This window comes from Stenotrophomonas sp. 05N37 (assembly GCF_056397365.1).
The window spans coordinates 139,905-152,354 of sequence record NZ_JBFTNG010000003.1 but is presented as its reverse complement, the minus strand read 5'-3'; the positions used below and the strand labels follow the sequence as shown (position 1 = coordinate 152,354).

Sequence of the window (12,450 nt, the reverse complement as noted above, 5' to 3'; positions counted from 1 at the left end):
GCCGACTGCACCTGGATCGTCAGCGCAGCGGCCGCATCCGGGCGCCATGTCGTTGCAGGTCATGCGTTTCCCGGGCGTGGGCGGAACACCGGCGGGCGGGCGGGACGCGACCCAGCCGCGGCCGTCGTTCCCCCGCTTCGTCGAGGCGACCCTGGCCGCGACCGCCCCATTGCCACCCGTGCCGACGGCAATGGCCAACCCCCATTACAATGGCGGTCTTTCCCTGTGTAGATAGACGCCACCATGTCCAAGCAGTCCAAGGCCAAGCGCGACAAGCGCAAGAAGCTGCAGCCCAAGCGCCCGATCAACCGCCTCAACGCCCAGCAGCCGGTGCAGAACCATGCCGTGCTGACCAACGAAGAGGGCCAGGTCGTGGCCGCGATCGGCCTGCAGGGCACCGAATGGCTGCTGGCCATCGGCGGCCAGACCATGGGCAACGCCGACAACCCGGTGCCGATGCTGGCCATGCTCAAGCACCTGTCCAACGTGCAGGAGAAGGAAGGCCGCAAGGTCAACCTGGAATACTCGACCCAGCTGCAGCAGCTGATCGATGACCTTGCCGCCGACGAAGGCAAGACCGCCGACGAATACCTGGCCCAGTTGGTGTCCGAGTTCGAGGGCGTGGAAGGTGAGGACGGCGACGAAGGCGACGCCGATGCCACCGCCGAAGACGCGCAGGTCGTGGAGCCGGCCGAGGCCGCGGTCGCTGCCGACGCCACGCCGGCCGCCAGCGACGACAAGCCGCAGGCCTGAGCCACGGCCACCCGGTGACGGTCTATATCGACGATGCGGTCCACCCCTGGCGCGGCGAGCGCTGGGCGCATCTGATGGCCGACACCCTGCCCGAGCTGCACGCCATGGCGGCGCAGCTCGGGATTCCCCGGCGGGCGTTCCAGAACCGCCCCAGTGGGGCCCACTACGACGTGCCCGCGCCGCTGCGTGCGCAGGCGATCGCACTGGGCGCGCACGCCATTTCGCGCCACACCGATCGGGCGCTGGTCAAAGCGGTCATCGCCAACGCGCGCACGCAATACCAAACGTAGTGCCGGCCGTTGGCCGGCAACCTCAGCAACCTGTCAGCGCACGCTGCCTGCCGGCCGTTGGCCGGCAACCTCATCAACCTGTCAGCGCACGCTGCCTGCCGGCCGTTGGCCGGCACCTGCAGTCAGGGGTCGTGGCCGCCGGATGCCCGGAGCCGCCGACCAACGGTCGGCGCTACCGGTGGCGTCTTCAGAACGGGTCGCTGCCCGGCCGCACTTCCACGCCCAGCAGCGAGCACAGCGCCAGCATGGCGTCGTCGTCACGGCTGAGCGCCATCCACCCGGCCAGGCCACCGTTGCCGGTGTCCACGCTCCACAGCGAATAGTTGTGCTCGCGCAGGCGGTCGTAGGCGGTCGCCATCAGCACCGGCGCATCGACGCGGGCCGCGAAGTCCTCGTCGTCGAGGTCGCCGCCCCAGTCCAGCTGCAGGTTCCAGCGCGCGGACAGCTCGTTGACCGCCGACATCAGGGCATCGGCATCGCCGCGATCCACCTCGAAACCGGACTGCCAGGCGATCGCCGCCATCAGCGGCGGCAGCCAGTCGGCGTCCTCGTCGATCTCCTCGCCCGCCTCCAGCACCGCCTCGCGCCAGCGGTTGAACTGCTGCAGGCCCAGCTCCTCGTCGCCGGGGTTGATCAACACGAACAGATTCCAGATCCGCGCCTCGAAATCGTCTTCGTCGAAATCGCGCTCGTCTTCTTCGAAGTCGAAATAGTCGCTGTTGTCAGGCATGGCGGGTAGTTCCTTGAGGCAGGCGGGCATTCTGCCGTGCAGCGGCGTTGTCAGGAAGCGAAATTCGGCGCCGGGCGCGCCGCGGTTTATCCTGTGCGCCTGGAAGATGGCCGTGTTGGCCATCACAACTGACTGACCATGAGCGATACCCCTCCCGACCACCTGGCGATCAACCCGACCAGCCCCTTCCATGACGCCGCCGCCCTGGAGCGCGGGGTCGGCATCCGCTTCAACGAGGTCGAGCGCGACAACGTCGAAGAATATTCGGTCAGCGAAGGCTGGATCCGCGTGCAGGCCGGCAAGGCCCGCGACCGCCGTGGCAACCCGATGACCATCAAGATCAAGGGCACCGTGGTGGCGTATTACCTGGACCAGAAGCCGGACGCCTGATCCAAGGCCCCTGCGTGGCGCCACCCCATGGGTGGCTGCCGCGATGCCGGGCGACTGGCGCGATGCCGGATGCCCGGCGCATGCCCGGCCCGGAACGCAGCCACCCGTGGGGTGGCTGTACGCGGTCCAGGCGCGGACGCGGGCGTAATTTCAATCGCGCTGGCGCGTTTCCAGCAGGTCCAGGTTGCGGATCAGCTTGCGCGAGACCTCGTCGGAAATCGTGCCGCGCCGGGTCAGCCGGAACAGCTCCTCGCGTTCGGCGGTGAGCCCGGCCCCGCGCAGCTGGCGATAGCCCTGTTCCATGCGCTGCACCTTCTCCGGGTCCGCATCCGGGCCATCGTCCTTTTCAAGATTGCGCTGGTACAGCAGGCTCACCCGCGAGGCGGCGTCGTTGTACAGCTGCACGTTCTCGGTGGTCTGGTTCTGCACCAGCTGCTGGCGCATGCGCTCCACCCCGGCCAGTGCCGCCTTGGAGGCCAGCCGCCGGGCCAGGTCCTCGGCCTTGCGTTCGCCCGAATCGGCCGGCAATTCCAGCCCCTTGAGCAGGCGCGGCAGGGCAACGCTTGCCCCCACCAGCGAGAACAGGATCACCGCCGCCGCCAGGAAGATCACCAGGTCGCGTGCGGGGAACGCGCTGCCATCGGGCAGGAACAACGGCAGCGTGAGCACGCCGGCCAGGGTGATCGCGCCGCGTACGCCGGCCACCGAGGTGGCCACCACGATCCGCCACGAGGTGCCTTGCCGGACCTCGCCGCGATGGCGTGCGCGCAGCACGCTCCAGCGCAGCGACAGCCACACCCAGGCCAGGCGCAGCAGCACCAGCGCCAGGTTGATCACCACCACGTACACCAGCAGCCACCACGCGCTGTGGTGCCCGCTCTCGCTGACGGTGGTGATCGCGCGGTCGACGATGCCCGGCAGCTGTTCGCCGAGCAGCACGAACATGATGCCGTTGAAGCTGAACTGCAGCATCCCCCACACCGCCGCGCGCTGCACGCGCATGCTGCCCGACACGCGGCCGGTCAGTTCGACGTAGCTCATGGTGATGCCGGCGGCCACCGCCGAGAGGATGCCCGAGGCATTGGCTTCTTCGGCCAGCAGGTAGGCCGCGAACGGGATCAGCAGGTTGACCAGCAGCGCCGCGCCCGGTTCTTCGCCGAAGCGCCGCCACAGCCAGCGCTGGAAGGTGGACACGCCCAAGGTGACCGCCACGCCGATCGCCAGGCCGGCCAGGGCTACCCACAGGAAGGTCATCGAGGCGGTGGCCAGCGAGAAACTGCCGGTCATCACGGCCGCCACCGCGAAGCGGAAACAGACCAGGCCGGAGGCATCGTTCAACAACGACTCGCCCTCCAGGATGTGCATCAACCGCTTGGGGATGGGGGCGCGCGAGGCGATCGAACTCACCGCGACCGGGTCGGTCGGGGAGATGATCGCGGCCAGCGCGAAGGCCACCGCCAGCGGCATCACCGGAATCATCCAGTGGATCAGGAAGCCGGCGCCGATCACGGTGAACACCACCAGCCCGAACGCCAGCTCCAGGATCACGCCCTTGTCGCGGAACAGGCCTTGCTTGGGGATGCGCCAACCATCGAGGAACAGCAGCGGCGGCAGGAACAGCAGGAAGAACATCTCCGGCTCGAGTGCGTGGCCACGGTTGAACACCCCGGCAATCACCGCGCCAAGCCCGATCTGCACCAGCGGCAGCGGCAAGGACAGGGGCAACACCCGGACCAGGTAGCCGCTGGCCACCACGGCCACCAGCATCGCCAGTACGACTTCAATGGTATGCATGCATTTTCCAGTGGCGGCGCGAGGGGAGGCTGCAGGCAGCCGGCGCCGGAAACTGCAAAAAAACTACCACACCCTCCCGCCCACGCGAATGCCGGGAACGCGCCGGATCACGCCGCCGCCAGCAGCTGGCGTGCGCTCCAGGCGTGGAAATCGGCCTGCATCGCCGGGGTCAGCGTGTGATCGGCCGGGTAGCCGTGCAACGCATGCGCCACGCCCAGCGCCTGCAGCCGCGCCGATGCCGCGGTGGCCAGCGCGAACGGCAGCTTGCTGTCCTGTTTTCCATGCAGGATCAATCCCTGCACGCCGTGCGCGGCGATGTCGGCCGGAATGTGCGCGGCGATCTCGGGCAGGATGCGGCCGGAGAGGACCGCAAACCGCTGCGCCACCCGCGGTGCGGTGAGGGCCACGCCGGCACTCATGATGCCGCCCTGGCTGAAACCGGCCACCAGCGTGTGCGCGGCATCCACGCCCTGTTGCGCCTGCAGCCGGCGCACGTAGTCGATCAGCAACTGCCGGCTGGCCTCGGCCTGGCCGGGATCGATCACCGGCCCCTGCGCGCCGAACCGCACGCTGAACCAGCCGAACGCATCCGGCCCGAACGCCAGCGGCGCGCGCGGCAGCGCCACCTGCAGGCGCGGGTCCAGCCCCTGTGCAAGCCCGAGCAGCGAACGCTCGTTGCTGCCCACGCCATGCAACAGCACCACCAGCCCCTGCGCCGCGCCGGTGGCCGGCCGCACCACGGCATGCAGCGCGCTCATGCCGCGGCGCCGTCGAAGCGATAGATGTCCATCGCCAGGAACCCGGCGTCGATGCCCGCGTCGATGCGCTGCGCACCCAGCGCGTCGCCACCGGCCGCGCCCATCGCAAAGTGCAGCGGCTGCAGGTGCTCGTCGGTGGGATGGGCCTGCACCGCATGCGGTGCGCGCGCCCGGTAATCCAGCAACGCGGCACTGTCGTCGGCCTGCAGGCGCTGCTCCACCCAGTCGATGAAGGGCCGCACGTAGGGCGCGTCCTTGCCGTCCTGGTAGCTGCCCCAGTCGTGCAGGTTGTGGGTGATGCTGCCCGAGCCGACCAGCAGCACGCCCTGCTCGCGCAGCGGCGCCAGCGCACGGCCCAGCGCGAACTGGTGGGCCGGCCCCAGCAGCGGCTGGATGGCCAGCGGCACCACCGGGATGTCGGCCTGCGGGTACAGGAAGCGCAGCGGCACCCAGGCGCCGTGGTCCAGGCCACGCCGCGCGTCGATGGCGCTGCGCAGCCCGGCAGCGTCCAGGCGCGCGGCGATGTCAGCGGCCAGGGCAGGCTCGCCCGGCGCCGGGTACTGCAGGTCGAACAGCGCCTGCGGGAAACCGCCGAAGTCGTGGATGGTGGGCGGCCGCGGGTGGCCACCCACGGCCGGCTGGTGGGTGAGCCAGTGCGCCGACGCCATCACGATGGCGCGCGGACGCGGCAACTGCGCCGCCAGCGCCGCCAGGCGTTCACCGACCAGGCCCGGGTTGAGCGCGGTCATCGGCGATCCATGGGAGATGTACAACGAAGGCAGACGGGACATCACAGGCTCCATGAGGGGGGCATCGAAAAGGCGGCGCTCAGCGCGAGGCAAGCGTCCACTTGCCATCGCCGATGCAGAACAGCACCAGCAGCGCGAGCGCCCAGAACGCGGGGTATTCCCAACCGCCGCCGGCATTGGCGAAGCTGAAGCCATGGGCGCCGTGCACGCTGACGATGGTGCCCAGCAACAACGGCACGCCCACCAGCCCGACCCAGCGCGCGTAGATGCCGAGCAGCAGGGCCGCGGCCAGGGTCAGTTCCAGCGCGATGGTCAGGTAACCAAGCGCAGCGGGCAGGCCCAGCGACTGGAAATAGGCCGCCGTGCCGGCCGGGGTGAATACCAGCAGCTTGGTCAGGCCGTGGACCAGGAACAGCGTGCCCAGGCCCCAACGCAGCAGGGTCGGACCGAACGCGGCAAGCGCGGGCGCAGGGACGGGGGTCGTTTGCATGGAACACCTCGCGGACTAGGATGGGATCAGCTTATTGCGCGCTGCCGTGGCGATAAATACGATCACCCGACGCTGTTTATTACCGGATTCGAAATAATGGACACTCTCGAGGCGATGCGGGTTTTCGTGGCCGTGGTCGAGCGCAACGGCTTCAGCGCCGCCGCGCAGGCCCTGGACATGTCCACGGCGGGGGTGACCCGGCAGATCGCCGCGCTGGAAAAGCGCCTGTCCACGCGCCTGCTCAACCGCACCACGCGTCGGGTCAGCCCGACCAGTACCGGCGCGGCCTATTACGCGCAGTGCGTGCAGTTGCTGGCCCAGTTCGATGCGCTGGAGGCCAGCATCGGCGCCCAGGCACTGGAGCCCTCCGGGGTGCTGCGGGTCAACGCGCCGGTCAGCTACGGGATCGCCCGGCTCGGCCCGCTGCTGGCCGGCTACCGGGCGCGCTACCCGCAGGTGACGCTGGAGGTGTCGCTGTCCGACCGGCTGGTGGACATGGTGGAGGAAGGTTACGACGTGGCCATCCGGATCACCCGCCAGCCCAACCCCGCCCTGATCGCACGCAAGCTGGCCGACACCCACATCACCCTGTGCGCCGCGCCGGCCTACCTGGACCTGCACGGCCGGCCGCAGCGCCCGGAAGACCTGGCCGCGCACGAATGCCTGGGCTACAGCTACTGGGGTGGCGGCGACGGCTGGCCGCTGCGCGGTCCGGGCGGCGAGGTCACGGTGGCCGTGCACGGCGGCCTGCGCGCCAACAACGGCGACGTACTGCGCGAAGCGGCACTGGCTGGCATGGGCATCATCCTGCAGCCGGATTTCCTGGTCGGCGACGCGCTGGCCGAGGGCCGGCTGGAACGCCTGCTGCCGGAGTGGGACGTGGCCCCGATCGGCATCTTCGCCGTCTACACCAGCCGCAGCCACCTGGCGCCGAAGGTGCGCAGCTTCATCGACTACCTGGTGGACGCGCTGGGCTGACGGCGGCCGCCGGCGACGGGCCTCAGGTGGCGTCGGCGGTTTCCAGCCGCGCGATCACCTTCGCCAGCGGCGCGGGCCGCCCCAGCAGGTAGCCCTGCACCTGGTCGCAGCCGTGCGCGGCCAGCCACTGGTGCTGGCCCGGCGTTTCCACGCCTTCGGCGATCACGGTCAGGCCCATGCTGTGGCCCAACGACAGCAGGGCGCGGCAGATCGAGGCATTGCGCGGGTTGGTTTCCACGTCGGCCACGAAGCAGCGATCGATCTTCAGGATGTCCAGCGGCAGGTGCTGCAGGTAGGACATGTTCGAGTAGCCGGTGCCGAAATCATCCAGCGAAATGCACACGCCCTGCTCGTGCAGGCGCTGCATGGTCTGCTTGGCCTGGGCCGGCTTGCGCATCAGGCTGCTCTCGGTGAGCTCCACGTGCAGCGCGCCGCGTTCCAGCCCGAATTCCTGGCTGGCACGGGCGAACTCGGCCACCAGGTCGCTGTTGAAGAACTGCACGGCCGACACGTTGACCGCGATCGGCAGCGCCCAGCCGGCATCGGCCAGTTGCCGCTGTGCCTGCGCCGCCGCCCGGATCACCCAGCGGCCCAGCGCCAGGATCAGCCCGGTGTCCTCGCACAACTGGATGAACTCGCCCGGCGGAATGAAGCTGCCATCGGCCTGCGGCCAGCGCAGCAAGGCCTCCAGCGCCGCCGGCGTGCCATCGCTGGCATGGCAGATCGGCTGGAAGTACAGCTCGAATTCGCTGTCGATCGCACTGTGGATGCGCCCGGCCAGGCGCAGCCGCTCGGCCAGGCGCGAGGTGACCGTGTTGTCGAACCAGGCGATCACGCTGCCTTCGTCGCGCGCGGCATGCGCGGCCTGCGCGGCCATGCCGATCACCTGTTCGGCCGGCACGTTGTCGCCATCGAACTTCACCGCCACGCCGATCCGCGGCTCGAACTGGTGCAGCCAGTCCTGCCCGCGCACCGGCTCGGACACGGTCTGCACCAGCGTATCCAGCGCGGTCTGGCGCTCGTGGTCGTCGCGGATGGCGAAGATGAAATCCTCCGCCGGCTGGAACGCGAGCAGGCCATAGCGCGTGCCGAGCCCGCCCAGGCGCTTGGCCATCGCCTGCAGCACCACCTCGCCCACTTCACGGCCGAGCGTATCGGCCACCAGCTGCAGCCCGCGGAACTGGACGTAGGCGATGGTGTAACTGCCGCCCTCCTCGTCCAGCTGCGCGGCCAGCGCGCGCGTGTTGAGCAGGCCGGTGGCCGGGTTGTGGGTGGCGTGGTAGGCCAGGTCGCGCTCGTAGGCGAGCCGGTCGCTGATGTCCTCGGCCAGCACCAGGCAGGCCTGGCGCCCGTCGAAATCCAGCCGTGACAGGTGCGCGCGCACTTCGAACAGGGTGCCGTCCTTGCGCCGGTGCATGCGCACCTGCGCATCCTGCGGATCGCCCAGCGTGGCCCGCGAGATCGCCCCGCGGATCTCGTCCCAGCCTTCGCGCGGGCGGATGTCGAGGATGCTCATCGAGAGGAACTCATCGCGGCTGTAGCCGTACTGCTGCACCGCGGCCTCGTTGACCTCCATGAAGCGCAGCGTGTCCGGGTCGAACACCCAGAACGGCGCCGGGTTGCGGTCGAACAGCAGGCGGAACTGGCGCTCGGCCTGCTGCACCCGGGCCAGCGCCTGGACGCGCTCGCTGACGTCGGTGAGCGCGCCGATCATGCGCCGCTGGCGGTCCACCACCGCTACGCGCTGGCCGCGTGCCGAGACCCAGCGCACCGCACCGCCGGGAAGGACCACGCGGAACATTTCATCCAGCACGCCGTTGCCGGCGAAGGCATTGTCGAAGGCCAGCTGCATGCGCTCGGCATCCTCGCGATGCACCCGGGCGAAGAACGCGGCCACCGGCAGGCTTTCGATGTCGATGCCGAAGATCTCGCGCGCCAGGGACGACCAGCGCAGCAGCGAGGCATCCTCGTCCACGTACCAGGTGCAGACCTTGCCCACCTGGTGCGCCATCAGCAGTTCGGCGTGGTGGGTGCGCAGCTCCTCGGTCAGCGCATCCTGGCTGCGGGTGGCGCGGCGCAGGCTGACGTACACCAGCGCGAACACGCCCCAGTACAGCAGGTACAGCACCACGGAGGCGTGCAGGTAGGGCCACCACGGCGCCAGCACGTCTTCGCGGCCCAGCCCGGCGTACACCGCGATCGGATACTGGCCCAGCGTGGTCAGGGTGGAAATGCGCTCGACGTTGTCGATGGTGCTGGTTTCGATGCCCAGCGGGGTCACCGCGTCGCGGCGCAGCATGTCGCGCCTGCCGAGGTGGAAGCGTTGGCCGGTGAGCCCGACGGTGTCCGGGCTGCGCGCCAGCACATACCCCTGCGAATCGGTGATCGAGATGACCCCGTGCTGCCCGGTATCCAGGCCGCCGATGATCGACTGCAGTTCGCTGGTATGCAGCCGGCTCAGCAGCCAGCGGTCGTCGCCCATGCGCAGCGCCAGCGGCAGCACCCAGCGCTGCGCGTTGCGCTGCTGCGGCGGCCCCAGGTACAGCCGGCTCTCGATGCCGCGGTTGGCATCGACCGCCCACAGCGGCAGGTACAGATCGCCGCTGCCACTGGTCAGTGCGCGCCCGTACTGGTCCACCACCACGATGCTGTCCAGCTCGGCATGGCGCTGCAGCACGCCGCTGATCGCGTCGTCGAGCAGGTCCGGGGCCTGGCCGGGGACGCGCTCGAACAGCAGCGCGCCGTCCTCGGCAATGCCCAGCATGGCCCGTTCGAGGTTGCGCAGCTCCAGCCGCAACAGGCGCTGCGAGCCGGCGGCCAGCGCCGAACTCTGGCGCTGCGCGGCTTCCTGGCGGCGCTGGTAATCGCTGGCCAGCATCATCGCCAGGCCGATCGCCAGCAGTACGCCCAGGCTGGCGCCCAGCCACACGAGCGTACGCAGCGGCCGCGCCAATGCGTGCTTCAACGCGGGCATCGACGACCTCTCCCGCTGCAATGGGCTGACTTCATGCGTAAACGCTTCCTGGTTTCCCCAAACCTGAGCGGCCGAAGCCTGGGATTCTTGATGTCCCGGCGGCAACAAACATACGGTCGGCCGGCCGGGGCGGAATCCTGTGCGGCCAGCATGCACCAGCGCGCGCGACACGGGAAGGGCCGGCGTTGCCGGATCGGGCGGTTGCGGCCCTGGCCTGCGGTGGCGGGGGTAACAAGCCCGGCGGGGAGGATTAGACTTGGGGTTTTCCCGTTGCCTGAGAAGTCCATGTCCAAGCTGCGCCGCCCCACCCTGATGCTTGCCATTGCCGCCAGCCTGTCGCTGGGCCTGAGCGCCTGCGACCGCGAGCCGGCCGCCCCGGCGGCGACCACCCCGGACAAGGCCGCCGCCGCCCCGGCCGCGCCCAAACCGCAGCTGGGCAGCTTCGGCTTCGATGCCGCCGGGATGGACCGCAGCGTCGCCGCCGGTGACGACTTCTTCGGCTTCGCCAACGGCACCTGGGTGAAGAACACCGAGATTCCGGCCGACCGTTCCAGCTATGGCAGCTTCAACGTCATTTCCGAGAAGACCCTGGCCGATACGCGCGCCATCCTGGAAGGCGCCGCGGCCGATACCAAGGCTACCGGCGAGGCCAAGCTGATCGGCGATTACTACGCCGCCTTCATGGACGAGGCCGGGATCGAGTCGCGCGGCGTGGCGGCGGTCAAGCCGGAGCTGGACGCGATCGGCGGGATTGCCGACAAGGCCGCGCTGGCGACCACCCTGGGCGGCACCCTGCGCGCCGACGTGGATCTGCTGAATGCGACCAACTTCTACACCGACCGCCTGTTCGGGGTGTGGGTGTCGGTGGACCTGCTGCAGCCGGACCGCAACGCGCCGTACCTGGTGCAGGGCGGCCTGGGCCTGCCGGACCGTGACTTCTACCTGCAGGGCGGGCGCATGGCCGAGCTGCGCAAGCAGTACCAGGCCTACATCGCGCAGGTGCTGCAGCTGGCCGGGGTGGCCGATCCGGCGGCCAAGGCGCAGCGCATCCTGGCCCTGGAGACCAAGATCGCGCAGGCGCATGCCACCCAGGAAGAAACCAACGATGTGGCCAAGGGCGCCAACGCCTGGAGGCAGGCCGACCTGAGCGCCAAGGCGCCGGGCATGGACTGGGCCGCCTTCCTGGCCGGGGCCAAGCTGGGCGAGCAGCAGGACTTCATCGTGTGGCAGCCCAAGGCGGTGGCCGGGATCTCGCGCCTGGTGGCCACCGAGCCGCTGGAGGTGTGGAAGGACTACCTGGCCTTCCACGCGCTGGACCGCGCTGCACCGTACCTGCCCAAGGCGTTCGCCGACGCGCGCTTCGCCTTCCACGGCACCACCCTCAACGGCACGCCGCAGCAGAGCGAGCGCTGGAAGCGTGCGGTGGATGACAGCAACCACGCGGTGGGCGAGGCGATCGGCAAGCTGTACGTGGAGCGCCACTTCGACCCGGCCACCAAGGCCCGCGCCGATGAGATGGCCAGGAACATCATCGCCGCCTTCGCCAAGCGCATCGATGCGCTGGACTGGATGTCGCCGCAGACCAAGGCGCATGCCAAGGCCAAGGTGGCCGGGCTGACGGTGGGCATGGGCTACCCGGACAAGTGGCGCGACTACACGGGCCTTGAGATCAAGCGCGACGATGCGCTGGGCAACGCGGCGCGCGCCGAGCAGTTCGAGTACCAGCGCAATATCGCCAAGCTCGGCCAGCCGGTGGACCACAGCGAGTGGGCGATGCTGCCGCAGACGATCAACGCGATGAACGTGCCGCTGGAGAACCGCCTGGTGTTCCCGGCCGCGATCCTGCAGCCGCCGTTCTTCGATGGTGCGGCCGACGATGCGGTCAACTACGGTGCGATCGGTGCGGTGATCGGCCATGAGATCAGCCATGGGTTCGATAATGCCGGTGCGCTGTTCGATGAGACGGGCAAGCTGCACAACTGGTGGACGGCGGACGATCTGAAGAAGTTCAACGCCGCCGGCGATGCGCTGGCCGCGCAGTTCAGCAGCTACCAGCCGTTCCCGGGGGTGTCGGTGAATGGGCGGCTGACGCTGGGTGAAAACATCGCCGACGTGGCGGGCCTGGCGACGGCCTACGATGCCTACCAGTTGTCGCTGCAGGGCAAGCCGGGGCAGACGCTGGAGGGCTTCACGCCGGACCAGCGCTTCTTCCTGGGCTTCGCGCAGGCGTGGCGCAGCAAGGCGCGCGAGCAGGCGCTGCGCAATTCGCTGCTGACCAACGTGCACGCGCCGGGCCAGTTCCGCGCGCTGACGGTGCGCAATCTGGACGCGTGGTACCCGGCGTTCGAGGTGAAGGAAGGCCAGAAGCTGTATCTGGCGCCGGACAAGCGGGTCAAGGTGTGGTGAGGGGTTTTATCGCGTTGCGATGAGATGCAGAAAAACGGGCGCTTCGGCGCTCGTTTTTTTTGCTGCTGTGGGTTTCTGCAGTGAAGCGCAGAAGCCAGAGCGACAGCAACAGCAACAGCGGCGAGTGCCGGGCTTTGC

At 69.3% G+C, this 12,450-nt stretch carries 11 protein-coding genes; 5 read left to right on the top strand and 6 right to left on the bottom strand.

The window, feature by feature from the left end:
• Window positions 1-243 precede the first annotated feature (243 nt).
• Together AC1DGC_RS11295 and AC1DGC_RS11290 are read left to right on the top strand one after the other, a co-directional pair.
• Window positions 244-753 (top strand): hypothetical protein, encoded by a 510-nt coding sequence (locus AC1DGC_RS11295; RefSeq protein WP_478047889.1) that lies wholly within the window; start codon window positions 244-246, stop codon window positions 751-753.
• 14 nt (window positions 754-767) lie between these two features.
• A complete protein-coding gene (locus AC1DGC_RS11290) occupies window positions 768-1,043 on the top strand; it encodes a DUF4031 domain-containing protein (RefSeq protein ID WP_259207213.1) in 276 nt (91 codons plus the stop codon).
• A gap of 187 nt (window positions 1,044-1,230) precedes the next feature.
• On the opposite strand, the gene AC1DGC_RS11285 is transcribed toward AC1DGC_RS11290, so the two are convergent.
• Complete coding sequence (locus AC1DGC_RS11285) at window positions 1,231-1,773, bottom strand: DUF6630 family protein (RefSeq protein ID WP_259207215.1); 543 nt, start codon at window positions 1,771-1,773, stop codon at window positions 1,231-1,233.
• A gap of 138 nt (window positions 1,774-1,911) precedes the next feature.
• On the opposite strand from AC1DGC_RS11285, the gene AC1DGC_RS11280 reads away from it, so the two are divergent.
• Window positions 1,912-2,163, top strand: coding sequence for a DUF3297 family protein (locus tag AC1DGC_RS11280; protein WP_259207218.1), 252 nt, complete (start codon window positions 1,912-1,914; stop codon window positions 2,161-2,163).
• A gap of 150 nt (window positions 2,164-2,313) precedes the next feature.
• On the opposite strand, the gene AC1DGC_RS11275 is transcribed toward AC1DGC_RS11280, so the two are convergent.
• The 4 genes from AC1DGC_RS11275 to AC1DGC_RS11260 form a co-directional block, all read right to left on the bottom strand.
• Window positions 2,314-3,957, bottom strand: a complete 1,644-nt coding sequence (locus tag AC1DGC_RS11275) for a Na+/H+ antiporter (protein WP_259207221.1) — start codon at window positions 3,955-3,957, stop codon at window positions 2,314-2,316.
• Between the two features lie 107 nt (window positions 3,958-4,064).
• A complete protein-coding gene (locus AC1DGC_RS11270) occupies window positions 4,065-4,715 on the bottom strand; it encodes an alpha/beta hydrolase (RefSeq protein WP_478047888.1) in 651 nt (216 codons plus the stop codon).
• Window positions 4,712-5,506, bottom strand: a complete 795-nt coding sequence (locus AC1DGC_RS11265) for a dioxygenase family protein (RefSeq protein WP_478047887.1) — start codon at window positions 5,504-5,506, stop codon at window positions 4,712-4,714. Before AC1DGC_RS11265 ends, AC1DGC_RS11270 begins: the two co-directional genes overlap by 4 nt.
• 37 nt (window positions 5,507-5,543) lie before the next feature.
• Entirely contained in the window at window positions 5,544-5,954 is a 411-nt protein-coding gene (locus AC1DGC_RS11260) for a DoxX family protein (protein WP_478047886.1), read from the bottom strand.
• A gap of 96 nt (window positions 5,955-6,050) precedes the next feature.
• On the opposite strand from AC1DGC_RS11260, the gene AC1DGC_RS11255 reads away from it, so the two are divergent.
• Window positions 6,051-6,932: a LysR family transcriptional regulator gene (locus tag AC1DGC_RS11255; protein WP_478047885.1), complete on the top strand. Its 882-nt coding sequence runs from the start codon at window positions 6,051-6,053 to the stop codon at window positions 6,930-6,932.
• Window positions 6,933-6,954: 22 nt separating this feature from the next.
• Here the strand turns inward: AC1DGC_RS11255 and AC1DGC_RS11250 are convergent, their stop codons facing one another.
• On the bottom strand, window positions 6,955-9,906 hold the full coding sequence (locus tag AC1DGC_RS11250) for a bifunctional diguanylate cyclase/phosphodiesterase (protein WP_259207231.1): 2,952 nt from the start codon (window positions 9,904-9,906) through the stop codon (window positions 6,955-6,957).
• Between the two features lie 285 nt (window positions 9,907-10,191).
• Between AC1DGC_RS11250 and AC1DGC_RS11245 the strand changes: the two genes are divergently transcribed.
• Complete coding sequence (locus AC1DGC_RS11245; RefSeq protein WP_478047884.1) at window positions 10,192-12,312, top strand: M13 family metallopeptidase; 2,121 nt, start codon at window positions 10,192-10,194, stop codon at window positions 12,310-12,312.
• Window positions 12,313-12,450: the final 138 nt, after the last annotated feature.